The organism is Caulobacter sp. GSs2, from assembly GCF_058680895.1.
This window is the reverse complement of record NZ_CM178725.1, coordinates 3,524,441-3,544,790: the sequence shown is the minus strand read 5'-3', so window position 1 is coordinate 3,544,790 and position 20,350 is coordinate 3,524,441. Positions and strand designations below refer to the sequence as shown.

The window sequence follows — 20,350 nt, the reverse complement described above, 5'->3', positions numbered from 1 at the left end:
CGAATGCGTAGGCCCAGAGCCCGATGTCCGTAAATTAATTTCTCTTAATGCACGGCCGGACAAAGGCCCTGATGTCGAAAAGATCAGTCGCCGCGATCCAGGGTCACATAGAGCTCGCTCTCGATCACCCACTGGCCCGTGACCTTCTTCCAGACCGCCAGATAGGTTCCCGACTGATCCGGCGCGCCCTTCCAGGACCCGACCCAGCGCCCGCGCTCGGCGGCGCGCAGGCCGGCGCTGTCCAGCTCGACGCCCTGGCCGGTGCGGACATAGGCGATGAAGTCCGGATCGCGGAACTGGGCGTCGAAGGCGGCGATCACCTCGGCGGCGCCCATCAGGAGTGAGCCGTCGCCGGCGATCAGCCTGACCTGCGGATCAAAGAACGGCGCCAGTCGCGCGGCGGTCTTTCCCGCGATCAGCTTGTTGGTCAGCTTGCGCCGGGCGGCGATGGCGTCTTGAGGCGTGGTCATGGACTGGTCTCGTAAAACGGTCCTGGCGGTGTAGCGTGTCGCCTCACCGCGCCGCAAACAGAGTCGCCATGTCGTCGTCCCCGCCCGTGATCGTCACCCAACGCCTGACCCTGAAGGCTTCCGAACTCAGCGACTTCGACGACAGCGTCGCCATGTGGTCGGACCCCATCGTCACCCAGTTCGTCGGCGGCCGTCCCTCGACCCCCGAGGAGAGCTGGGCGCGGCTGCTGCGCTCGCGCGGTCTGTGGCCGCTGCTGGGCTTTGGCTACTGGGCGGTGCGCGAGACAGCGACGGGCCGCTATGTCGGCGAGGTCGGTTTCGCCGACTTCCACCGCGATGTTCAGCCCAGCTTCTTCGGACAGCCGGAGATGGGCTGGGTGCTGGCGGCCTGGTCGCACGGGCAGGGTTTTGGCACGGAAGCGGTCACGGCGGGCCTGGCCTGGATCGACCAGGCGCTGGCCCCGCCGCGCGTGCCCTGCATCATCGACCCGGGCAATGCCGCGTCCCTGGCCCTGGCCCGCAAGACCGGCTTCAAGGTCGTGACCCACACGTCCTACAAGGACGCGCCGATCATGCTGCTGGAGCGGACCCGATAGACGTCTAGACCGGGTGGACCCAGCCATAGGGGTCGGCTGTGCGGCCGCGCTGGATACCGATCAGGGCGTTGCGTAATTGCTCGGTCGTCTCGCCCTCGGCGCCGTTGCCGATCGTGAAGTCGCCCGAAGAAGTCCGCACCGTGCCGATGCCGGTCAGCACCGCGGCGGTGCCGCAGGCGAAGACCTCGCGCAGACGGCCGCTGGCCGCGTCGGCGCGCCACTGGTCCAGCGAATAGGGCTCCTCGCGCACCGTAATCCCCTGGTCGCGGGCCAGGGTGATGATCGAGTTGCGGGTGATGCCGGGCAGGATGGTGCCGCCCAGCGGAGGCGTCTGCAGGCTGCCGTCGTCCATCCGGAAGAAGACGTTCATGCCGCCCAGTTCCTCGACCCAGCGGCGCTCGACCGCGTCGAGGAACACGACTTGATCGCAGCCATGGGCGATGGCTTCAGACTGGGCCAGCAGGCTGGCCGCATAGTTGCCGCCGCACTTGGCAGCGCCCGTGCCGCCCAGGGCCGCGCGGGTATAGGTCTCCGAGATCCAGACCGAGATCGCCGAGGCCTTGTTCTTGAAATAGGCGCCGACCGGCGAGGCCAGGACCACGAACAGGTATTCTGACGCCGGCTTGACGCCCAGGAACACCTCGGTGGCGAACATGAAGGGCCGCAGATACAGGCTGCCCTCGCCTTCCGGGATCCAGTCGCGGTCAATGGCGATCAGTTGCTCGACGGCCTCGACAAACAGGTCTTCCGGCAGCTCGGCCATGGCCATGCGGCGCGCCGAGTCCTGAAAGCGGCGGGCGTTCTCCTCGGGCCGGAACAGGGCCGCGCCGCCGTCGGCGGTGCGATAGGCCTTCATGCCCTCGAAGATTTCCTGGGCGTAGTGCAGCACCGAGGAGGCCGGATCCATCGGGATCGGAGCGCGCGGCTCGACCCGGGCGTCATGCCAGCCTTCGGCCTGATTGTAGCGGATGGTCACCATGTGGTCGGTGAACACCCGGCCGAAACCCGGATCGGCCAGCAGGGCGGCGCGGCGCTCGGCCGAGGTCGGTGCGGGATGCGTGATATGCGCGAACGAAGAGGTGGCGGCTGAGGTCATGTGGCGCGGGGCTCTCGCTCGGGAAGATCGATCGCGGCGCGAGAACGCCGCAGCGATGGAATGGATATGGCACACGCCCCGCGTCAAGAGCCATGGACGCAAAGACCGCTTCCGACCTGCCGATCGACCTCCCGCCATGGGGCCTGCGCGGCATGAATGCCGCACTCGGTCTTGCCTTGGCCAGACAGACCGCCTCGGCGATAGCCTTCAACGGCAAACACACCCAAAATCCGTCAGAACCTTAGCCCTTAGCTCCTGCCAGAGTCGCCACGCATGTCTGCCGGTCCAGATCCGTCCGCCCGTTTCCCGATCCCCGCCGCCCCAACGATGGTCTTTCTCAAGCCCGTCGTCAGCCATCCGCAGATCGAAGTCGGCGACTTCACCTACTATCATGACGACGAGGACCCGCTGGGGTTCGAGAAAAACGTCCTCTACGCCTTCCCGTTCATCGGAGACCGGCTGGTGATCGGCAAGTTCTGCGCGATCGCCTCGGGCGCGACCTTCATGTTGAACGGGGGCAATCACCACACCGAGACTCTTTCGAGCTTTCCATTCGGCATCTTCGGTCAGGGCTGGGAGGCCGCCTTGCCGGATCACTGGCCAAACAAGGGCGACCTTGTTGTCGGCCACGATGTCTGGATCGGCCAAGGCGCGGTGCTGACGCCGGGGGTCAAGATTGGGTCCGGCGCGGTCATCGCCGCGCGTTCGGTCGTGACCGCCGACGTGCCGCCCTACGCGATCGTCGGCGGCAATCCCGCCAGGGTGATCCGCATGCGGCGCTCAGCCGAGGAGATCGAACGGCTGCTGGCCCTGGCGTGGTGGGATTGGCCGGTCGAGAAGATCACCCGCCTGGCGCCGCTGATCGCTGCTGGCGACCTTGCGGCTTTGGAGGCCGCAGCCGCCGAGGCTTAAATGTCCCCGCCGACGTTCGGCGCAGCGCCGGGCGCCCGGGCGACGTGAATGCCGCATTCGGTCTTGTCCTGACCGGCCCAGCGGCCGGCGCGGACGTCCTGGCCGTCTTCGGCCGGCTTGGTGCAGGGCCAGCAACCCACTGACGGGAAGCCCTGGGCCACCAACGGGTGAGCCGGCAGTTGGTATTCTGCAATATAGGCGTCGAGTTCGGCCTTGGACCAGTTGGCCAGCGGGTTGAACTTGATCTTGCCGTCGGACTCCTCGACCACCGCCAGCCGCAGACGGTCGGCGCCGTGGAAGCGCTTGCGGCCGGTGATCCAGCCCTCGAAGCCGGAGAGGGCGCGGTCCAGCGGCAGCACCTTGCGGATATGGCAGCAGCCGTCGATATCGGTGCGCCACAGGTCGGACTTGGGATCGTTGACCGCGAGGTCAGCGAAGGCCGGGCGCAGGTCGCGCACGTCGGTCAGGGCCAACTGGGCAGCCAACTGCTTGCGGTAGTCGAGCGTCTGGCCAAACAGCATGCCGGTATCGAGGAACAGCACCGGGATACTGGGCGCGACCTGCGAGGCCAGGTGCAGCAGCACCGCCGATTCCGCCCCGAAGGACGACACCAGGGCCAGCTTGTCGCCGAAGGTCTCAAAGGCCTTGCGCAGGATGGTCAGCGGATGGGCGTCGCGCAGTTCGGCGTCCAGCCGGGCCGCCAAGCTGCCCGGACCAGACAGGGACGTGGCGTCCGTCTGGTCATACGCCATCACGCCCCTCGCTCTTCGAAGGCGACCGCACGATCATCGGCGGCGCGCTGATAGACGTGGCGGAAGCGGCTGGCGGCCTTGGTCCAGGCCTCAGGGCTCGCGCCGTCGGCCGGCTCGAAGGCGTCCATGCCGCAGCGGACCATGAAGCCGGCCTGTTCCTGCAGAACGTCGCCGACCGCCCTCACCTCGCCCGCATAGTTCAGGCGCTCGCGCAGCAGGCGGGCCGAGGTATAGGCGCGGCCGTCGCGGAACTTCGGGAAGGCCACGGCCACCACCGCCAGACGCGGCAGGTCATAGGCCAGGGCCTCGACCTCCTCGTTGGACTCGATGCGCACCCCGACCTTGCGGCTGTTGGAGCTTAGCAGCGCGTCGCCCTCGGCCTGGAAGCGGGTCAGGGACAGGATCACGTCGCCGGTTTCCGGGATCGCGTCCTCGTCGGTGACATTGACGAAGCTGTCGTCGGCGAAGGCGGCGACGCCGCCCGTGAGCTTAATCAGCCTGGGCATAGACAGCCTCCTTGAAGGGCTCGAGGCCGACGCGGCGATAGGTGTCGAGGAAGCGCTCCTCGCCCGTGCGGATGCCCAGATAAGCTTCGACCAGGGTGTCGATGGCGCCCGCTACGCGATCGGCGGGCAGCGCCGGGCCGAGGATCTTGCCGATCGAGGCGTCTTCCGCCCCCGACCCGCCCAGCGACAGCTGGTAAAATTCCTCGCCCTTCTTGTCGACGCCCAGGATGCCGATGTGGGCCACATGGTGGTGGCCGCAGGCATTGATGCAGCCGCTGATCTTGATCTTCAGCTCGCCGACCTTTTCGGCGTGGTCCTCGTTGGCGAACTTGGCGGCGATGTCCTGGGCCACCCCGATGGCGCGGGCATTGGCCAGGGCGCAGTAGTCCAGGCCCGGGCAGGCGATGATGTCGCTGGCCAGGTCGATATTGGCCGTCGCCAGCCCGGCCGAGGCCAGGGCCGCGTGGACGGCCGGAACGTCGTCCAGCTTCACGTGGGGCAGCACCATGTTCTGGGCGTGGGTCACCCGCACATCGTTGAGGCTGTACTGCTCGGCAAGATCGGCGATCAGGTCCAACTGGTCGGCCGTGGCGTCGCCCGGCGTCTGGCCTTGCGCCTTCAGCGAGATCTCGACGATGGCGTAGCCGGGCTTCTTGTGCGGCTTGATGTTGTTGCGCGCAAAACGTTGCAGGGCCGGGCTAGCGGCGCGGGCGGCCTCAAAGGCGTCCGACACGGCCGGCAGGGTCTCGAACGGCGTCTGGGCGAAGGCGCCGCGGATTCGGGCCAGCTCGAGGTCGGGCAGATCGGCGCGCGTGGCGTCGATCTTGGCCCATTCCTCTTCGACCTGACGGCCGAACTCCTCGGCGCCCAGGGCGGCGACCAGGATCTTGATGCGGGCCTTGTAGATATTGTCGCGGCGGCCGTGGCGGTTATAGACCCGCAAAACGGCTTCCAAATAGCTGAGCAGTCGGCCGACCGGCAGATGCTCCTTGATGGTCGGGCCGACATAGGGCGTGCGCCCCTGGCCGCCGCCGACGATCACCTCGAAACCCAGCGAACCGTCGCGCGCCCGGCGCAGCATCAGGCCGATATCGTGCACCTTGGCGGCCGTGCGGTCCTTGAGCGCGCCGGTGATGGCGATCTTGAACTTGCGCGGCAGGTAGCTGAACTCGGGGTGCAGGGTCGACCACTGGCGGATCACCTCGGCCCACACGCGCGGATCGTCGATCTCTTCGGCCGTAGCGCCGGCATAGGGGTCGGACGTGGTGTTGCGGATGCAGTTGCCGCTGGTCTGGATGGCGTGCAGGTCGACCTGGGCCAGGGCGTCGAGGATGTCCGGCGCGTCCTTCAGCTTCACCCAGTTGAACTGGATGTTCTGACGCGTGGTCATGTGGCCGTAGCCCTTGTCGTAGGTCCGGGCGATCCAGGCCAGGCGACGGGTCTGCGCAGCGTTCAGCGAGCCATACGGAATGGCCACCCGCAGCATGTAGGCGTGCAGTTGCAGATAGAGGCCGTTCATCAGCCGCAGCGGCTTGAACTGGTCCTCGGTCATTTCGCCGGCAAGGCGGCGCTGCACCTGACCGCGGAACTCGTTGGAACGGTCGACCAGGAATTCGCGGTCGATGATGTCGTACTGGTACATCGCTTACTTCCTGCGGATCAGGTCGACACGGCCGGTCGAGCGCGCCGCGCCCGCCGCGTGGCGCAGGGCGTCGATGGACTCGCCGCCGTCCGCCTGCTTGCCGTGTGTCAGTTCGTTGGTGGGGCCGAGCGCCCGGATGCGTTCGCGATAGCTGACCGGGGCCCAGTGGCCCTCGGAGGGCGTCAGGTCGATCGGATAGACATCGACCACCACGGTGGGCTGGCCCTTGCCCGTGGCGACGGCGGCCTCGACGGCATCGTCATCATTGTCGAACAGCTGGGCGTCGCCGAAGGCGTCGACCCACTGGCCGGACTTCCAGAACACGACCTCGCCATCGAGCAAGCGGTTGGCGGTGATGGCTTTCATGAGCGCGAGCTCCGCTCGAACAGGGAAACGGGAAGGGCGAGATCGACGGTCGCAGGGGCGACCTCGGCCATCGCCATGGCCTCGCCCACCATCAGCAGCGCGGGGCCTTTCAGGCCCTCTGCGGCGGTGGCCAGACCGGCCAGGGTGGTCAGGATGCGGCGCTCGTCGGCGCGGCTGGCGTTCTCGACGATCAGGGCCGGGGTCGAGGCGGCGCGGCCGGCGTCGATCAGCCGACCGGCGATCAGGCCGGCGGTCGAGACGCCCATATAGACAACGACGGTCTGGTTGGGACGAGCCAGCGAGGCCCAGTCCAGGTCAGGTTCACCGTGAGCGGCGTGGCCGGTGACGAAGGTGACAGCCTGGGCCGAGCCGCGATGGGTCAGGGGCGCGCCGGCGCCTGCGCTGGCGGCCAGGGCGGCGGTGATCCCCGGGACCACATGACAGACGACGCCGGCCTCGCGGCAGGCGGTCAGCTCTTCGCCACCACGCCCGAACAGGAACGGATCGCCGCCCTTCAGGCGCACCACCGTCAAGCCGTCCAGCGCCAGGGCGACCAGCAGCTGGTTGATGTCATCCTGCGGCAGGGTATGGCGTGACTTGCGCTTGGCGACGTTGATCCGCTGGGTGCTGGCCGGGGCCAGATCGAGGATTTCGTCGGACACCAGCCCATCATGCACAATGACGTCGGCCACCTGCAGCGCCTTCAGCGCCTTGATCGTCAGCAGGTCCGGATCACCGGGCCCCGCCCCGACCAGATGCACCACGCCGGGCGCGCGCGAGGCCTCGCCTCCGCCGAGAACGACGAGGCCGGACTTGCGATTGCGGACCGGAAGCCGGGACATGGGTATCAGAACCTCTATCAACGCAGTCGGGATAAACCGATAGAATGCAAGACGGGGCCGTCCCTAGGGACGGCCCCTCTCTTTGCTTCAAGGAAAGACGGGGCGGACCTTGCGGACCGCCCCGGCGCGCCAGCCGGTGAAAAGGGCCATTCCACCAGCGAGCCCTTGCAAACTGGTCGCGGGCGGTCCAATTCGCAAACAAGGACTTCTGCCGAGGCGTTCAGTAAAACTCATGGAAAGACAGAACGAGCGCCGTCGCTTGCCGCCGCTGAACGCCCTCCGCGCGTTCGAGGCCGCCGCGCGCCATCTGAACTTCAGCCGCGCCGCTGACGAGCTGTCAGTGACCCCCGGGGCCGTCAGCCAGCAGATCCAGAACCTGGAAGACTATGTCGGCGCGGCCCTATTCAAGCGCACGCCCAAGGGCCTGCTGCTGACCGACGCGGCCCAGACCGCCCTGCCCGCCCTGCGCGAAGCCTTCGACCGCCTGGCCGAGGCCGCCTCGCTTCTGACCGCGGCCGTCGACGGCCGCCGCCTGACCTTGACCGCCGCCCCGTCCTTCGCCGCCAAGTGGCTGGTGCCGCGCCTGGGCAAGTTCGAGCAGGCCCAGCCCCAGGTCGATGTCTGGCTGTCGGCCGGCATGGAAGTGGTCGATTTCGCGGCCGGCGAGGTCGACCTGGCGATTCGCTACGGCTCGGGCCGCTATCCCGGCCTGGAAGTCATCCGCCTGCTCAGCGAGACCGTGGTGCCGGTCGTCAGCCCCGCCCTGCTGGCCGAAAATCCGCTGTCCGCGCCCGAGGATCTCTCACACCACATCCTGCTGCACGACGGCTCGCCCGACGCCGACGACAGCTGCCCCGACTGGGCCATGTGGCTGGCGGCGCGCGGCCTGCGCAGCATCGACGGCTCGCGCGGCCCCCGCTTCAACCAGTCCAGCATGGTCATCGAAGCCGCCGCCAACGGCCGCGGCGTCGCCCTGGCCAAGCGCACCCTGGCCCAGGCCGATCTGGACGCCGGACGCCTGGTGATCCCCTTCGAGATGGCCACGGCCGTCGACTTTGCCTATTACGTCGTCCATCCCAAGGCCAAGGGACGACTGCCTCAGGTGAAGGCCTTCGTCACCTGGCTCAAGGACGAGGCCGCCGCGCACGAGGCGGCCCTTCTCACGATGGACAACGGCGCGGGTATCTAGGGCTACATGGTCAAGACGAACATCGAGGTCGGCGAACGACAGGTTCCCGACGACTGCCAGACCATGCTTGACGTGCGTCAGGGCGTCGACGCCCTGGATCGCGCCCTGGTGGCGCTGCTGACCGAGCGTCAGGGCTACATGGCCGCCGCCGCCCGCATCAAGGCCGACCGCTCCAAGGTCTTCGACCGCGCGCGGATCGAGGACGTGGTGACCAAGGTCAAGGCTGCGGCGCGCGAGACCGGCCTGTCGGAATCGATCGCCGAGCCGGTGTGGCGCACCCTGATCGACCGCTGCATCGCCTATGAGTACGACAGCTGGGACAAGACCAAGGGCTGAGGCGCGAACCTCAGCCCCGCTGATCCTATCGATTGCCGCCGATCAGGCCGCCCAGGCCGCCCAGCAGCGAGCCTTCGCCCTGGTTGCCGCCCTGCCCGCTCGCCGCCTGCATCATCCGGCCGGCCAGGCGCGAGAACGGCAGGGACTGGATCCAGACCTTTCCAGGGCCGCGCAGGCGGGCGAAGAACAGACCCTCGCCGCCGAACAGTACGCTCTTGACCCCGCCGGCCATCACCAGGTCGAAGTCGACGCCGGGCGTGTAGGCGGCCAGACAGCCGGTATCGACGTGCAGCTCTTCGCCCGGCGCCAGCTCGCGCTCGACCAGGGTTCCGCCCATCTGGACGAACACCCAGCCGTCGCCTTCCAGCTTCTGCATGATGAAGCCTTCGCCGCCGAACAGGCCGGTCATCATCCGTTTCTGGAAGTGGATGCCGATGGAAACCCCGCGCGCGGCGGCCAGGAAGCTGTCCTTCTGGCAGATCAGGGTTCCACCCAGCTGGCCCAGGTTCAGCGGCAGGATTGAACCGGGCGTCGGCGACGCGAAAGCCACCCGCGCCTTGCCCTGGCCCGTGTGGGTGAAGACGGTGGTGAACAGGCTCTCGCCGGTGATCAGCCGCTTGCCGGCGCCCAGCAGCTTGCCCATGAAACCGCCGCCTTGGTCGCCCGCACCATCGCCGAACACGGTGGTCATCTCGATGCTGGCGTCTTTCCAGACAAAGGCGCCGGCTTCGGCGACGGCGCTCTCGCCCGGATCCAGCTCGATCTCGAGGAACTGGAGCTCCTGCCCCTTGATGTCGAAGTCGATATCGTCGGCGACATTGGCGTTGCGCTGATGATGCCAGGGGCTGGGGGGCATGGGAAAAGACTCCAGTTGTTGAGGCCCCAATCTAGGTCGTCGATGCGCCCGCCCCAAGGCCCCCGGAGGCGTCCCTGTTGACGCCTTGCGCGGATCGCGCACCATCGCGCCATGATCCGCACCATCATCCCCTGGGCGCTGCTGCTGACCGCCGGCGCCTTCGCGCTGCAGTGGCTGGAATACCAGTACGTGGTGCGCGCCTTCTCACGCGAGATCTATGTCGCCGTCATCGGCGCGGCCTTCGCCGTGGGCGGCGTCTGGGTGGGCTGGAAGCTGGCCTCGCGTCACGCGCCGGAAGCCTTCTCGCGCAACACCGCCGCCCTGAAGTCCCTTGGCCTGACCGGTCAGGAAGTCCGGGTGCTGGAACGGCTGGCCGAGGGTCAGTCCACCAAGGAAATCGCCAAAACCCTGGGCCTGTCGCCCAACACCGTGAAGACCCATCTGGCCAACCTGTTCGGCAAGCTAGATGTCCAGCGTCGCACCCAGGCGATCCACAAGGCCCGCGACCTGCAGCTAATTCCATGAGGCCCAAACGGCTGAGAAGGTCGATTTCACCCTTTCGGGTGATGGCGCCGCCTTTCTCCAGTCCGCACGCTCGGTGTCTGTTCATCACAACACGAAAGACCAGCTCGCCATGCTCCGCATCATCCTAACCCACGGCCTCGTGGCCGGCCTTGTGACCATCGCCGGCATCATCGGCACGATCCTGTGGAATGGCGACGCGCCGCACTCGAACGTGTGGCTGGGCTATCTGATCATGCTGGTGGCGCTCTCGGCGATCCTGGTGGGAATCAAGCAGTATCGCGACCAGACCCTGGGCGGGGTGATCGGCTTCTGGCGGGGCGTTCAGGTAGGCCTGGGCATCGCGGTGATCGCCGGCCTGGCCTATGTGCTGATCTGGGAAGTCTATCTGGCGCTGACCCACTACACCTTCATGGAGCGCTATGTGGCCACCACCCTGGAGGCCAGGCGCGCCGCCGGCGTCACCGGCGCGGCCTATGACGAGCTGGCCAGGGAGATGCAGGGCATGGTCGAGATGTACCGTAACCCGCTGCTGCGCATGCCGATGACCTTCGCAGAGATCTTCCCGGTCGGCCTGCTGGTGACGCTGGTCAGCGCGGCGCTGCTGCGCAACCCGCGGTTCCTGCCGGCCAAGTCGCGACCATTGAAGAGCTAGCCCTTCAGCGACTTCAGCATCTGCTCATGGGCATAGGCGGCGACGTCCATGAGCGCGGCGTCCAGGGCCGTCTTGACGCCCTCCAGGCTATCCTGCCCCGCCTCGCAGCGTTCACAGACATCGCCCAGCGAAAACGCCCCCACGCCCCGCGCTGCGCCCTTGACGGTGTGGACCGCATCGCGCCAGCCGGCATGGGTCGGATCGAGCATGGGGGTCCACATGGCGGCCTGTTCGCGGAACAGGGCCAGCACCTCGTCGACCACTCCGGAATCGCCTGCGGCGAACCCTTCCAGATAGGCGAAATCGACCGCGCCGCTGATGTCTCGTCTGGCCAAAAAATAGTCCCTTGCGTTCCAGGAATCTTTGCGTATGTTCCGCGCCTCGCCGCCGGGGCAGTCAAGTGCTTCGGACCGGGCGGGCGCATAGCTCAGTTGGTAGAGCAGCTGACTCTTAATCAGCGGGTCGTAGGTTCGAATCCTACTGCGCCCACCATTTTCCGCTTAAATTTCGATGACTTGGAATTTCCCCTCGGGGGAAACGCTGACGTCCGCGCGGTTTCGAACCACGCCTCGAACGGCAAACTTTTCAAACCTACCTCCGCTGGCGGCCCGCTGGCGCCCTGCAAGGGCCCCGGGTACGCCGCTCCGGCGGAAAAGACCAGACGCGCGCCGTGTCCGTCCTCAGGACTCCGACGCCCCGCCCGCGCCCAGCCAGCCCACAGCGTCGCGCAGCCTCTGGCGATCAGCGATCCGCACAGCTGCGCCCTGCACCGTGACGCCGTGAGCCGCGAGCGCGACCAGGGTTCGCGACAGGTTTTCCGGTGTCATCCCCAGCAGCGACGCCAGCAGATGCTTGGAATGAGGCAGCCGCACCTCGGTCTCGTCATCCCCTAAGGACGGCAGCGACAGGAGATAGTCCGCAAGGCGTTGCTGGGCGCACCTCAGGCGCTGGGCGGCGGCGGTCGCGACCATGTCCTGATAGGCCCCGGCCAGCGCCAAAGCTGCGTTGGCCGCCAGGCGCGCGTCTCGCGCGACCATCTTGAGGAACAGCGCCCGGGGCAGGAACATCACCATACAACGCTCGGCCGCCCGCCACGACACCAGGGGGCTGGACTGCGCCATCACGCAGGCCAGATTCAACGTCTGGGGCGCGGAGACCACCGCCAGCACCGCGCGACGACCATCTTCATCGATACTGAGGGCCGCCGCCCCCCTGCACAGCACGATCAGCGCGTCGCCCGCGCCCCCGTCGATGATCGCCTCGCCCTTGTCGAACGCGCGCATGGCGGCGGCCGCGAGCAGGGCCGCGCGGTCAGCCGGAGCCAGATCGGCGAAGAGGAGCAGCCCGGCGAAGGCGTCGGCCCGCGCCGGGGCCGGGACTGCGGGGCCTGCCCTCCGCCGCCCGACGACGAGACTTTCGGCTTGAACCGTCATGCGCGTTTCCCCGGCATGACCCCCTCGACGGCCGGGCGCTGCAAGCCCCCGGCCAGGCGCTGAACATTGATGCTGTTCACGGCCAGCGCCTCGCGCAGGGCCTCGCAGCCCAGGCTCGAGAAACGGACCATCACGCCGCCGTTGGCCGTGCGGTCAACCAGACCCTCATGCTCGAGGCGCAGGACCTGGCGCCGCGTAGTCTCAACCGACATGCTCAGGGACCGCGCGATGGACGACAGGCTGACAGGCCGGCGCTGGTCGTCGTCGGTCAGCTGGGTCTGGCACGGGTCCTGGCCGTTGCGCAGATGCTGGGACGAGGCCTGAAGCGCGGTCAGATAGATCAGCCCCCGTGAAACGTCGCCACCGAACAACCGGCCCAGGATCGCGACCGAGCGCAGCAGATAGTCCGCGCCCAGATCGAGATGGCGCCGCTCGAGCGGCGAAGTAGATGGGGTTGGCATCGACAGTCTCCCTGCCGCAAGCTTGCCCTGTCCGGGCCCGCGCAAATTGATCGGCGTCAAGCGCCGCCGCGACAGATGGCTCGGCCACCCAGTCCAAGGCGGCCAGCCGGCTGCGTGGGGACAGACCCGGGCCGGTCGCCTAGATGACCTTGGAGAATCCCGCGCCCTTGGCCGACCGGCGATCGAACATCTGGGCCACGAGGCGCACATAGGCGCGGCCGTGCGGGGTCACCTCGACGACACGGTCGCGGACCACGGCCAGGCCTTCCTGGACGAGACCCTCCAAGGCGACCAGATCATCAGCAAACACTGACGCCTCCACCCCGTGCCGCTGGGCGACCTGGCCAAGATCGACGCTGAAGTCGCACATCAGGCGCTCGATGACGTCGCCGCGCAGCCGGTCATCTTCGGTCAGCACCAGGCCGCGGGCCACCGGCAGACGGCCCTCCGTAATCGCGGTGCGCCACGCGACCTCGGGCGGCAGGTTCTGGACAAAGCCCTGCGGGAGACGGCCGATCGACGAGGCCCCAAAGCCCAGCAGGGTGGGACAGGAATCGGTCGTATAGCCCTGGAAATTGCGGCGCAGCACGCCGTCAGCCTTGCTGATGGCCAGGGCATCGTCCGGAAGGGCGAAGTGGTCGATGCCAATGGCGACATAGCCTTCGCCGACCAGCCGCTCGGCCGCCGACTGGCTTTGCTCAAGCCGGGCCTCGGAACCGGGAAGCTCATGCTCGGGCAGCAGGCGCTGATGGGGCTTGGCCCACGGAACGTGCGCATAGCCGAACAGGGCGATGCGCTCGGGCCGCAGGGTCAGAACCGCGTCCAGGGTCGAGCGCACATCCGCCGTGGTCTGGCGCGGCAGGCCGTACATCAGGTCCAGGTTGATCGAGCCGACGCCGGCGGCGCGCAGCCAGCCGACCGCCCGCGCCACGGTCTCGAAGGGCTCGATGCGGTTGACGGCGTCCTGGACGTGGGGGGCCAGATCCTGAACGCCCAGGCTGGCGCGCGTCAGGCCATGAAAGGCCGCCGCCCGCACCCAGCCTTCCGTCAGGGTGGCCGGGTCGAGTTCGGCCGAGATCTCGATCCCCGGCGCGAAGCGGAACACGTGCCTGAGGGCGCCAAACAGCCGGACCAGATCGTCGCGCGACAGCATGTTGGGCGTGCCGCCGCCCAGATGCAGCGCGCCTGCGGTCAGCCGCCCCGGCAGTCGCGCTTCCACCAGCGCCATCTCCGCGATCAGGTTCTCGACATAGTCGCTGATCAGGCTGGCCTTCTTGACCACGCGGGTATGGCATCCGCAGTACCAGCACAGTCGCGCGCAGAACGGCACGTGGACGTACAGCGACACCCGCTCGGCGGGGTTCAGGGCGCCCAGCCACTGGCCATAGACGTCGCTATCGACGGCGTCGGAGAACTGCAGGGCGGTCGGATAGCTGGTGTAGCGCGGGGCCCGGCTGTCGCGAACGTCGAACGCCGACGGGCGGCGCGCGACGAAGGGGTCGGCGGCGGCGTCTTTGGTCAGCGTGGCGGTCATGATCAGGGCTCCTTGCGTCGCCCGTGACTCTTCCACGCTGGTGGCCGACCGGCCGTGATCTGGATCAATCCCCGCGCGGTGGCGGCAGGTCTTCCAGATGGTCGTACAGGATCCGTTCGGCGTCGCCCTTGGGGTCGTCGTACTGCCCCGATCGCATCGTCCACAGAAAGGCCGCCAGGCCCAGGGCGCCCAGGGCGACCGATGCGGGGGCCAGGAACATCAGGATGGTCATTTGGGCATCCTGACCGTACTGGGCCGCAGGGCGTTGAGCAGGACGATGATCGACGAGCCCGACATGGCCAGCGCGGCGATGAACGGATTGAGCAGGCCGACGATGGCCGCCGGGGCCGCGACCAGATTGTACAGCGCCGAGAAGCCGAAGTTCTCCAGCGCCCGCCGACGCGCCGTGCGCGCCGTCGCGATGGAGTCGATCACCACCGACAGGGCCTGCCCCGTGAACACCAGATCGGCCGCGCTCTGGGCCGCGTCGACCGCCGCCGACGGCGCCATCGAGGCGTGAGCCCGCGCCAGGGCCGCAGCGTCATTGAGGCCATCGCCGACCATCAGGACACGCCGGCCAGAGGCCTTTAGCGCGTCAATGGCCGCCGATTTCTCGAAGGGCGTCAGGCCCGCGCGCCATTCCGTGGCGTCCAGGCCCACGGCCCGGGCCACCCGCTCCACCGGCCCGGCCAGATCACCGGACAGGATTTCAACCGTCAGCCCCATGGCCTTCAGACCGGCGATCGTCGCCGCCGCATCGGCGCGAGGCTGATCCTCAAACGCGAAACGGATCTTCACGTCACCCTCAAAGCCGAACCACAGTTCGGTCTCAAGCGCGCCCTGGCTTTGCAGTCCGACAAAGGCGGCGCGGCCCAGACGCGCACGGCGACCGTCAATCATCCCTTCGACGCCCTGACCGGGGGTCTCGACGCAGTCGTCGGCGACACTGCCGGGACCGGCGGCCGCAGCCATGGCCCGCGCCAGCGGATGACGGGAGCCGCGCGCCAGAGGAGCGGCCATGGCGACCAGATGGGCCGGCGCATTGAGCAGCCGGGGCTGGCCCTCGGTCAGCACGCCGGTCTTGTCGAACACCACGTGGTCGACCTCGGCCAGCCGCTCCAGCGCGGCTCCCGACTTGACCAGCACGCCCCGACGGAAGAGCCGGCTGCTGGCGGCGATCTGGACGGCGGGCACCGCCAGGCCCAGGGCGCAGGGACAGGTCACGATCAGCACGGCGGCCGCCCGCAGCAGCGCCTCGCGCGGACCCAGACCCAGCGCCCAGCCGCCGACGAAGGTCAGGGCGGCCAGGGTGTGGACCACGGGCACATAGAGGGCGGCGGCCTTGTCGGCCAGACGCACATAGCGGGAGCGGCTTTGGGCGCCGGCCTCCATCAGGCGGCCGATCGCCGCCAGGGTGGAGTCCTCGCTGCGGGCTGTCGCCACCATGATCAGGCGGCCGCTGAGGTTCAGCGCGCCGGCGTGAACCCGGGCCCCGGCAGCGACGGAGACCAGGGCGGTCTCGCCGGTGATCAGCGCATTGTCGAGCTCGGAACCGCCGCTTTCGACGCGGCCATCGACGGGAATACGCTGGCCGGGCGCGACCACCAGACGGTCGCCGACCCGCACATCGGCGATCGGCACACCCTGCTCCAGCGGACCGGCCAGACGCACGGCGAACGGCGTCTGCAGCGCCAGAAGATCACGCGCCGCCGACCGCGCGGTGTTGCGCAGCCGGTGATCCAGATAACGCCCGATCAGCAGCAGGAACAGCAGGGTCACCGCCGCGTCGAAATAGGCGTGCGGCCCGCCCAGGATCGTCTCGGAGAAGCTGACGATCAGCGTCAGGATGACGCCGATCGAGATCGGCACGTCCATATTGGCCTTGCCGCGCCGCAGAGACGCCCAGGCCGAGCGGAAGAACGGCCGTCCGGCGAACAGCGCGCACGGCGTGGCGACGATGGCGGCCATCCAGTACATCACCGTCAGGGTCGAGGCGTTCAGCTCCTGCCCGAACAGCCCCGCCCAGGCCGGGACGGTGAACATCATCACATTGCCCGCGCCGAAGCCGGCGACGCCCAGGGCCACGGCCAGCTCGCGGCCTTCGCGGTCCTGGGCGGCGGCGGCCTCGGTCGGATCGTATAGACAGGCGCGATAGCCCAGTCCCTCGACCACCTCGACCACGCGGTCAGGATTGGCCGACACGGCCCTGAGATCCACAGCCAGCTTGCCGGTCGTCAGGTTCAGGCGCGCGCCTTCCACGCCGGGCAAGGCGCCGACGGCCTTTTCGATCTTGCCGATGCAGGCGGCGCAGCGGGCGCCATCGACCAGCAGTTCCAGCCGCCCCTTCCCCGCAGCGTCGCGGCGGACGAAGGCCTCCAGATCGCGCGGAAGGGCCAGGGCCGGGGTCATGGGCTCACCAGCCGGCTTTCGATCTCGAACTGGTCCTGGGCGGTGCGGGCGGTGGCGCGCAAATCCCAGGCGCCGTCAAGCCGCGCAACAGCACGATACCAGCCATCGCCCGTCGGTTTGAAGTTCAGGGTCTGGCGTCCCACTTCCGTGGCGGGGCGATCCAGGGTCCCGGTCAGCGACAGGGTCGAGAGCGGCTGACCGGCCTTGTCGGTCATCCGCAAGGCCACGACGCCCGGCTCGGGGCGCTCGATCACGGCGGTCCAGCCCAGGGCCTCTTCGCGCTGGCGCTGGGCCAGGGTGCGGTTGAAGGCCAGCCCGGCCTCATAGGGGTTGGACGCCACCACGCCCGAGAAGCTGCGATAGGCCTTGATGATGAACAGGGTGTCCACGGCGATGATGACGGCAAAGAACAGCACCATCCCCGCCAGCACGTGCCAGCCGGTGATCGCGCCCTTGGCGGGGGGGACGGCAGAGGGTGCGGCCTGGGTCATTGCGGGTTCGCGGCTCCGGAAAGGAAGACGGTCTTGGCCTCGGTCTGGATATCGCCCGAGCGGACGACAAAGCGGCCCGGAAGGCTGGACGGACGCTCGGCGTCGGGCGGCCCGGTGACGAACACCCGCACGGCCACGACCTCGTCGGCAGGCACATCGACACCCACGCTGGAGCCCAGCGGGCGTCCGGGCTGGCTGAGGCGCGCGCCCTCCAGACCGGCGAAGGCGATCTCGAAACGGCGGTCCTCGAAGGTGCGATTGGCGATCTTCAGGGTATAGCCGTCGCGCACCGCGCCATCGTGCATGCGCACATAGATCGGGTTGCGGTCGCGGATGACATGGACGTCGGCCTTGGGCCGATCAATCAACGCCCACAGCGTCAGGCCCGAAACCAGAGTCAGGGCCAGGGCGTAGTAGATCGTCCGGGGACGGATCAGCTTGTAAGTCGCCTTCTGGCCGCAGGCGCGGGCGGCGACGGCCGAGTCGGTGTCATAGGCGATCAGGCCGGTGGGACGACCCAGCCGTCCGAGAATGTCGTCGCAGGCATCGACGCAGAGACCGCAGTTGATGCACTCCAGCTGGCTGCCGTCGCGGATGTCGATACCCATGGGGCAGACGACGACGCACTGGTGACAGTCGATGCAGTCGCCACGACCTTCCCAGGACTGGCCCTTCTTGTGCGCTCCGCGCGGTTCGCCGCGGTCGCTCAGATAGGCCACCTGCAGCGAGTGCTCGTCCAGCATGGCGCCCTGGATCCGGGGCCAGGGGCACATGTAGGTGCAGACCTGCTCGCGCATCCAGCCGGCGAAGACATAGGTGGTCGCCGTCAGCAGGGCGCAGGAGACATAGGCCGTCATCGCCCCCTGCCCGATCCAGAAGGTGCGGATCAGGGTCGGCGCGTCATGGAAATAGAAGATCCAGGCCCCGCCGGTGCCAAAAGCGATGCCCAGCCAGGTCAGATGCTTGCCGGTCTTGCGCCAGACCTTGTCGAACGACAGGGGCTGGGCGTCCAGGCGCATGCGGGCGTTGCGGTCGCCCTCGAACAGGCGCTCGACCACGATGTAGAGGTCGGTCCAGACGGTCTGCGGACAGGCATAGCCGCACCACAGCCGGCCAAACAGGGCCGTGACCAGGAACAGCGCCAGGGCCGAGATCACCAGCAGGCCGGTGAAGATATAGACTTCCTGCGGCCACAGCTGGATGTCGAAGAAGTAGAAGCGGCGGCCGGCGAAATCCACCAGCACCGCCTGTTGCGGCAGGTCCTCCGGACGCGCCCAGCGGATCCAGGGCGTGATGTAGTAGACCGCCAGGGTGACGATCAGCAGCGCCCACTTGATCGTGCGCCAGCGGCCATGGACCAGCTTGGGATAGATCGGCTCGCGCGGCTTGTAGAGGCCGCCCTTGGCGTCTCCCTTGCCCTTGGCCCGAGCGGCGGCCGAGACCGTCGCCCGGGTTTCAGACTTGGGACGGGTGTTGTCGATGAGGGTGGGCATGGGCCCTACTGACCACCCGCGTTGGCGTGAACATAGACTGTCAGGGCCTTGATGGTTTCCGGGCTCAGACGACCGCCCCAGGCGGGCATGACGCCCCCCTTGCCGGCGTAGATCTGCCCGCTGATGGCCGCGCGATCGGACCCATAGAGCCAATCGGCGTCCGTCAGGTTGGGGGCGCCGAGCGCCTGAATCCCGCGACCGTCCGCGCCGTGGCAAGCAACGCACTGAGTGACGTAGACGGGCGCGGCGCGGGCGACCGCAGCGGTGTCGGCGGGACGGCCAGACAGCTTGACCACATATTCGGTCATGTCGCTGATCACCGCGGGTGTCAGCAGTTCATCGCGACCAAATGCCGGCATCTGTGACATGCGCGTCTGGGCGTGATCGGCGCGAACGCCAACCTGCAGGGTGTGCTGGATATCCTGCAGCGTACCGCCCCAAAGCCAGACGTCGTCGCGCAGGTTGGGATAACCCGTCCCGCCCGTGCCGCCGATTCCGTGGCAGGTGGCGCAGTTGTCGCCGAAGACGGACTGGCCGACCTGCTGGGCGTAGGCCTGCAGCTGGGGGTCCTTTTCGATCTGCTCAAGGCTGGCCTTGCGCATCATCGTCGCGCCGGCGCCGCGATGAACATCGAGGGCCGCGAGATCGCTGGTCACATTGACCCGATCGGACTGACCCAGCAGGCCCTTGGTGTAACCATGCAGGCCCGGCCAGGCGGGCATCAGGATCATGTAGACCACCGCGATCAGGATGCAGCCGTACCAGGTCCACAGCCACCAGCGCGGCAGGGGATTATCGAGCTCGCGGATGCCATCCCACTCGTGCCCAGTGGTTTCGACGCCGGTGACGTCGTCGGTTTCGCGTTCGGACGCCATCAGAGCAGTTCCTCGTCATCCAGCGGCATGCGCGCGGCATGCTGGAATTCCGCCTTCTTGGAAGGCCACAGGGCGTAGGCGACGCCAGCCAGGAAGATCAGGCCGAAATAGATCAGCCCCGCCTGCTGGGAAAAGCGCGCCACGGTTTCGTAGGAGAGCCCGCTCATCGTTGGTTCTCCGGAGCCTGAGCCTTGTAGGATTTGAAATCGACCAGCGTGCCGAGCATCTGCAGATAGGCGATGGCGGCGTCCATTTCGGTGATCTTGTCGGGATTGCCGTCGAAGTCGCGATTGACGACCTTGGCGCCGTAACGCCCGCGCAGGCCCACCGCGTCGGTCGAGAAGGGGTCGGCCTGGGCCTCGAGATCCTTCTTGGCGTTGGCGATCGCGTCCTTGGTGTAGGGGACGCCGACCGTGTGCAGGGCCTTCATCTTGTCGGCGATGTCGCTGTAATCCAGCTCCTTCTCGGCCAGGAACTTATAGGGAGGCATGACCGATTCCGGCACGACCGACCGCGGATCGGTCATGTGGTCGCGGTGCCAGGAGTCGGAATACTTGCCGCCCACCCGGGCCAGATCGGGACCCGTACGCTTGGACCCCCACTGGAACGGGTGGTCGTACATGCTCTCGGCGGCGAGGCTGTAGTGACCGTAGCGCTCGACCTCGTCGCGCAGCGGGCGGATCATCTGCGAGTGGCAGAGATAGCAGCCCTCACGCACATAGATGTCGCGGCCGGCCAACTCGAGCGGGGTGTACGGACGCATGCCGTTCACCTTTTCGATCGTGCTTTGCAGCCAGAACAGCGGGGCGATTTCCACGAGGCCGCCGATCGAGACGACCACGAGGATGCCGACGACGAGCAGCAGAGAGTTCCGCTCGAACTTGGCGTGGTGTTTCCAGAGTGACATCGGGGAC

At 67.8% G+C, this 20,350-nt stretch carries 25 protein-coding genes and 1 tRNA gene; 7 read left to right on the top strand and 19 right to left on the bottom strand.

Translation table 11 applies throughout. From position 1 onward, the window contains the following. Positions 1-83: 83 nt before the first annotated feature. Positions 84-470, bottom strand: coding sequence for a nuclear transport factor 2 family protein (locus ACW17Z_RS17160; RefSeq protein WP_492056890.1), 387 nt, complete (start codon positions 468-470; stop codon positions 84-86). Positions 471-538: 68 nt separating this feature from the next. Between ACW17Z_RS17160 and ACW17Z_RS17155 the strand changes: the two genes are divergently transcribed. After that, a complete protein-coding gene (locus ACW17Z_RS17155; protein WP_492056889.1) occupies positions 539-1,066 on the top strand; it encodes a GNAT family N-acetyltransferase in 528 nt (175 codons plus the stop codon). 4 nt (positions 1,067-1,070) lie between these two features. Here the strand turns inward: ACW17Z_RS17155 and ACW17Z_RS17150 are convergent, their stop codons facing one another. Beyond that, complete coding sequence (locus ACW17Z_RS17150; RefSeq protein WP_419320833.1) at positions 1,071-2,162, bottom strand: branched-chain amino acid aminotransferase; 1,092 nt, start codon at positions 2,160-2,162, stop codon at positions 1,071-1,073. Between the two features lie 273 nt (positions 2,163-2,435). On the opposite strand from ACW17Z_RS17150, the gene ACW17Z_RS17145 reads away from it, so the two are divergent. Then, on the top strand, positions 2,436-3,074 hold the full coding sequence (locus tag ACW17Z_RS17145) for a CatB-related O-acetyltransferase (protein ID WP_492056888.1): 639 nt from the start codon (positions 2,436-2,438) through the stop codon (positions 3,072-3,074). Here ACW17Z_RS17145 and ACW17Z_RS17140 read toward each other — a convergent pair. The 5 genes from ACW17Z_RS17140 to cobA are packed head-to-tail and all read right to left on the bottom strand — an operon-like array spanning position 3,071 to position 7,182. Beyond that, positions 3,071-3,826, bottom strand: a complete 756-nt coding sequence (locus ACW17Z_RS17140; protein ID WP_492056887.1) for a phosphoadenylyl-sulfate reductase — start codon at positions 3,824-3,826, stop codon at positions 3,071-3,073. The two genes, ACW17Z_RS17145 and ACW17Z_RS17140, sit on opposite strands and share 4 nt — an antisense overlap. Next, on the bottom strand, positions 3,826-4,332 hold the full coding sequence (locus ACW17Z_RS17135) for a DUF934 domain-containing protein (RefSeq protein WP_419320827.1): 507 nt from the start codon (positions 4,330-4,332) through the stop codon (positions 3,826-3,828). The genes ACW17Z_RS17140 and ACW17Z_RS17135 overlap by 1 nt, the downstream gene beginning before the upstream one ends. Continuing rightward, a complete protein-coding gene (locus ACW17Z_RS17130) occupies positions 4,316-5,974 on the bottom strand; it encodes a nitrite/sulfite reductase (protein WP_419320826.1) in 1,659 nt (552 codons plus the stop codon). The genes ACW17Z_RS17135 and ACW17Z_RS17130 overlap by 17 nt, the downstream gene beginning before the upstream one ends. 3 nt (positions 5,975-5,977) lie before the next feature. Further along, positions 5,978-6,340, bottom strand: coding sequence for a DUF2849 domain-containing protein (locus ACW17Z_RS17125; RefSeq protein WP_419320824.1), 363 nt, complete (start codon positions 6,338-6,340; stop codon positions 5,978-5,980). Continuing rightward, positions 6,337-7,182 carry a uroporphyrinogen-III C-methyltransferase gene (cobA, locus tag ACW17Z_RS17120; protein WP_492056886.1) on the bottom strand — a complete coding sequence of 282 codons (846 nt, stop codon included), beginning with the start codon at positions 7,180-7,182 and terminating at the stop codon, positions 6,337-6,339. Before cobA ends, ACW17Z_RS17125 begins: the two co-directional genes overlap by 4 nt. Before the next feature lie 232 nt (positions 7,183-7,414). Here cobA and gcvA point away from each other — a divergent pair, with 232 nt between their 5' ends. Together gcvA and ACW17Z_RS17110 are read left to right on the top strand one after the other, a co-directional pair. Continuing rightward, positions 7,415-8,371: a transcriptional regulator GcvA gene (gene gcvA / locus ACW17Z_RS17115; protein ID WP_419320821.1), complete on the top strand. Its 957-nt coding sequence runs from the start codon at positions 7,415-7,417 to the stop codon at positions 8,369-8,371. 6 nt (positions 8,372-8,377) lie between these two features. After that, positions 8,378-8,707: a chorismate mutase gene (locus ACW17Z_RS17110; RefSeq protein ID WP_419320819.1), complete on the top strand. Its 330-nt coding sequence runs from the start codon at positions 8,378-8,380 to the stop codon at positions 8,705-8,707. A gap of 25 nt (positions 8,708-8,732) precedes the next feature. Here the strand turns inward: ACW17Z_RS17110 and ACW17Z_RS17105 are convergent, their stop codons facing one another. Beyond that, a complete protein-coding gene (locus ACW17Z_RS17105) occupies positions 8,733-9,578 on the bottom strand; it encodes a TIGR00266 family protein (RefSeq protein WP_419321427.1) in 846 nt (281 codons plus the stop codon). A 96-nt stretch (positions 9,579-9,674) separates the two neighbouring features. Here ACW17Z_RS17105 and ACW17Z_RS17100 point away from each other — a divergent pair, with 96 nt between their 5' ends. Both ACW17Z_RS17100 and ACW17Z_RS17095 read left to right on the top strand, forming a co-directional pair. Beyond that, on the top strand, positions 9,675-10,088 hold the full coding sequence (locus ACW17Z_RS17100) for a helix-turn-helix transcriptional regulator (protein ID WP_419320817.1): 414 nt from the start codon (positions 9,675-9,677) through the stop codon (positions 10,086-10,088). A 109-nt stretch (positions 10,089-10,197) separates the two neighbouring features. Further along, positions 10,198-10,740 carry a DUF4199 domain-containing protein gene (locus ACW17Z_RS17095; RefSeq protein WP_419320815.1) on the top strand — a complete coding sequence of 181 codons (543 nt, stop codon included), beginning with the start codon at positions 10,198-10,200 and terminating at the stop codon, positions 10,738-10,740. Here ACW17Z_RS17095 and ACW17Z_RS17090 read toward each other — a convergent pair. Beyond that, positions 10,737-11,075, bottom strand: coding sequence for an Hpt domain-containing protein (locus tag ACW17Z_RS17090; RefSeq protein WP_419320814.1), 339 nt, complete (start codon positions 11,073-11,075; stop codon positions 10,737-10,739). The genes ACW17Z_RS17095 and ACW17Z_RS17090 overlap by 4 nt on opposite strands. 81 nt (positions 11,076-11,156) lie before the next feature. Here ACW17Z_RS17090 and ACW17Z_RS17085 point away from each other — a divergent pair. Continuing rightward, positions 11,157-11,232 (top strand) — tRNA-Lys (locus ACW17Z_RS17085). A 188-nt stretch (positions 11,233-11,420) separates the two neighbouring features. Here the strand turns inward: ACW17Z_RS17085 and ACW17Z_RS17080 are convergent. The 10 genes from ACW17Z_RS17080 to ccoO form a co-directional block, all read right to left on the bottom strand. Then, the gene (locus tag ACW17Z_RS17080) at positions 11,421-12,173 is read right to left on the bottom strand and encodes a helix-turn-helix domain-containing protein (protein WP_492056885.1); all 753 of its coding nucleotides are present in this window, start codon (positions 12,171-12,173) and stop codon (positions 11,421-11,423) included. Further along, positions 12,170-12,634, bottom strand: coding sequence for a hypothetical protein (locus ACW17Z_RS17075; protein ID WP_492056884.1), 465 nt, complete (start codon positions 12,632-12,634; stop codon positions 12,170-12,172). Before ACW17Z_RS17075 ends, ACW17Z_RS17080 begins: the two co-directional genes overlap by 4 nt. 139 nt (positions 12,635-12,773) lie before the next feature. Next, positions 12,774-14,168, bottom strand: a complete 1,395-nt coding sequence (hemN, locus tag ACW17Z_RS17070; protein ID WP_492056883.1) for an oxygen-independent coproporphyrinogen III oxidase — start codon at positions 14,166-14,168, stop codon at positions 12,774-12,776. Between the two features lie 64 nt (positions 14,169-14,232). Then, positions 14,233-14,400, bottom strand: a complete 168-nt coding sequence (ccoS, locus tag ACW17Z_RS17065; RefSeq protein WP_419251975.1) for a cbb3-type cytochrome oxidase assembly protein CcoS — start codon at positions 14,398-14,400, stop codon at positions 14,233-14,235. Then, positions 14,397-16,577 carry a heavy metal translocating P-type ATPase gene (locus ACW17Z_RS17060; protein WP_492056882.1) on the bottom strand — a complete coding sequence of 727 codons (2,181 nt, stop codon included), beginning with the start codon at positions 16,575-16,577 and terminating at the stop codon, positions 14,397-14,399. Before ACW17Z_RS17060 ends, ccoS begins: the two co-directional genes overlap by 4 nt. After that, entirely contained in the window at positions 16,574-17,068 is a 495-nt protein-coding gene (locus ACW17Z_RS17055; protein WP_492056881.1) for a FixH family protein, read from the bottom strand. Before ACW17Z_RS17055 ends, ACW17Z_RS17060 begins: the two co-directional genes overlap by 4 nt. After that, a complete protein-coding gene (gene ccoG, locus ACW17Z_RS17050; protein WP_492056880.1) occupies positions 17,065-18,561 on the bottom strand; it encodes a cytochrome c oxidase accessory protein CcoG in 1,497 nt (498 codons plus the stop codon). The genes ACW17Z_RS17055 and ccoG overlap by 4 nt, the downstream gene beginning before the upstream one ends. 5 nt (positions 18,562-18,566) lie before the next feature. Beyond that, a complete protein-coding gene (gene ccoP / locus ACW17Z_RS17045) occupies positions 18,567-19,436 on the bottom strand; it encodes a cytochrome-c oxidase, cbb3-type subunit III (protein WP_419320801.1) in 870 nt (289 codons plus the stop codon). Beyond that, positions 19,436-19,603 carry a cbb3-type cytochrome c oxidase subunit 3 gene (locus ACW17Z_RS17040; protein ID WP_419251980.1) on the bottom strand — a complete coding sequence of 56 codons (168 nt, stop codon included), beginning with the start codon at positions 19,601-19,603 and terminating at the stop codon, positions 19,436-19,438. The genes ccoP and ACW17Z_RS17040 overlap by 1 nt, the downstream gene beginning before the upstream one ends. Then, positions 19,600-20,343, bottom strand: a complete 744-nt coding sequence (ccoO, locus tag ACW17Z_RS17035) for a cytochrome-c oxidase, cbb3-type subunit II (protein ID WP_419320799.1) — start codon at positions 20,341-20,343, stop codon at positions 19,600-19,602. The genes ACW17Z_RS17040 and ccoO overlap by 4 nt, the downstream gene beginning before the upstream one ends. Positions 20,344-20,350: the final 7 nt, after the last annotated feature.

What these genes read in the sequence shown, in the direction of transcription:
- ACW17Z_RS17125 (WP_419320824.1), bottom strand. Translation starts at nt 6,340, where the DNA reads ATGAAAGCCATCACCGCCAACCGCTTGCTCGATGGCGAGGTCGTGTTC.
- ACW17Z_RS17100 (WP_419320817.1), top strand. Translation starts at nt 9,675, where the DNA reads ATGATCCGCACCATCATCCCCTGGGCGCTGCTGCTGACCGCCGGCGCC.
- ACW17Z_RS17040 (WP_419251980.1), bottom strand. Translation starts at nt 19,603, where the DNA reads ATGAGCGGGCTCTCCTACGAAACCGTGGCGCGCTTTTCCCAGCAGGCG.
- ccoS (WP_419251975.1), bottom strand. Translation starts at nt 14,400, where the DNA reads ATGACCATCCTGATGTTCCTGGCCCCCGCATCGGTCGCCCTGGGCGCC.
- ACW17Z_RS17130 (WP_419320826.1), bottom strand. Translation starts at nt 5,974, where the DNA reads ATGTACCAGTACGACATCATCGACCGCGAATTCCTGGTCGACCGTTCC.
- gcvA (WP_419320821.1), top strand. Translation starts at nt 7,415, where the DNA reads ATGGAAAGACAGAACGAGCGCCGTCGCTTGCCGCCGCTGAACGCCCTC.
- ACW17Z_RS17075 (WP_492056884.1), bottom strand. Translation starts at nt 12,634, where the DNA reads ATGCCAACCCCATCTACTTCGCCGCTCGAGCGGCGCCATCTCGATCTG.
- hemN (WP_492056883.1), bottom strand. Translation starts at nt 14,168, where the DNA reads ATGACCGCCACGCTGACCAAAGACGCCGCCGCCGACCCCTTCGTCGCG.
- ccoP (WP_419320801.1), bottom strand. Translation starts at nt 19,436, where the DNA reads ATGGCGTCCGAACGCGAAACCGACGACGTCACCGGCGTCGAAACCACT.
- ACW17Z_RS17160 (WP_492056890.1), bottom strand. Translation starts at nt 470, where the DNA reads ATGACCACGCCTCAAGACGCCATCGCCGCCCGGCGCAAGCTGACCAAC.
- ACW17Z_RS17055 (WP_492056881.1), bottom strand. Translation starts at nt 17,068, where the DNA reads ATGACCCAGGCCGCACCCTCTGCCGTCCCCCCCGCCAAGGGCGCGATC.
- ACW17Z_RS17145 (WP_492056888.1), top strand. Translation starts at nt 2,436, where the DNA reads ATGTCTGCCGGTCCAGATCCGTCCGCCCGTTTCCCGATCCCCGCCGCC.
- ACW17Z_RS17150 (WP_419320833.1), bottom strand. Translation starts at nt 2,162, where the DNA reads ATGACCTCAGCCGCCACCTCTTCGTTCGCGCATATCACGCATCCCGCA.
- ACW17Z_RS17095 (WP_419320815.1), top strand. Translation starts at nt 10,198, where the DNA reads ATGCTCCGCATCATCCTAACCCACGGCCTCGTGGCCGGCCTTGTGACC.
- ACW17Z_RS17080 (WP_492056885.1), bottom strand. Translation starts at nt 12,173, where the DNA reads ATGACGGTTCAAGCCGAAAGTCTCGTCGTCGGGCGGCGGAGGGCAGGC.
- ccoO (WP_419320799.1), bottom strand. Translation starts at nt 20,343, where the DNA reads ATGTCACTCTGGAAACACCACGCCAAGTTCGAGCGGAACTCTCTGCTG.
- ccoG (WP_492056880.1), bottom strand. Translation starts at nt 18,561, where the DNA reads ATGCCCACCCTCATCGACAACACCCGTCCCAAGTCTGAAACCCGGGCG.
- ACW17Z_RS17135 (WP_419320827.1), bottom strand. Translation starts at nt 4,332, where the DNA reads ATGCCCAGGCTGATTAAGCTCACGGGCGGCGTCGCCGCCTTCGCCGAC.
- ACW17Z_RS17155 (WP_492056889.1), top strand. Translation starts at nt 539, where the DNA reads ATGTCGTCGTCCCCGCCCGTGATCGTCACCCAACGCCTGACCCTGAAG.
- ACW17Z_RS17060 (WP_492056882.1), bottom strand. Translation starts at nt 16,577, where the DNA reads ATGACCCCGGCCCTGGCCCTTCCGCGCGATCTGGAGGCCTTCGTCCGC.
- cobA (WP_492056886.1), bottom strand. Translation starts at nt 7,182, where the DNA reads ATGTCCCGGCTTCCGGTCCGCAATCGCAAGTCCGGCCTCGTCGTTCTC.
- ACW17Z_RS17110 (WP_419320819.1), top strand. Translation starts at nt 8,378, where the DNA reads ATGGTCAAGACGAACATCGAGGTCGGCGAACGACAGGTTCCCGACGAC.
- ACW17Z_RS17140 (WP_492056887.1), bottom strand. Translation starts at nt 3,826, where the DNA reads ATGGCGTATGACCAGACGGACGCCACGTCCCTGTCTGGTCCGGGCAGC.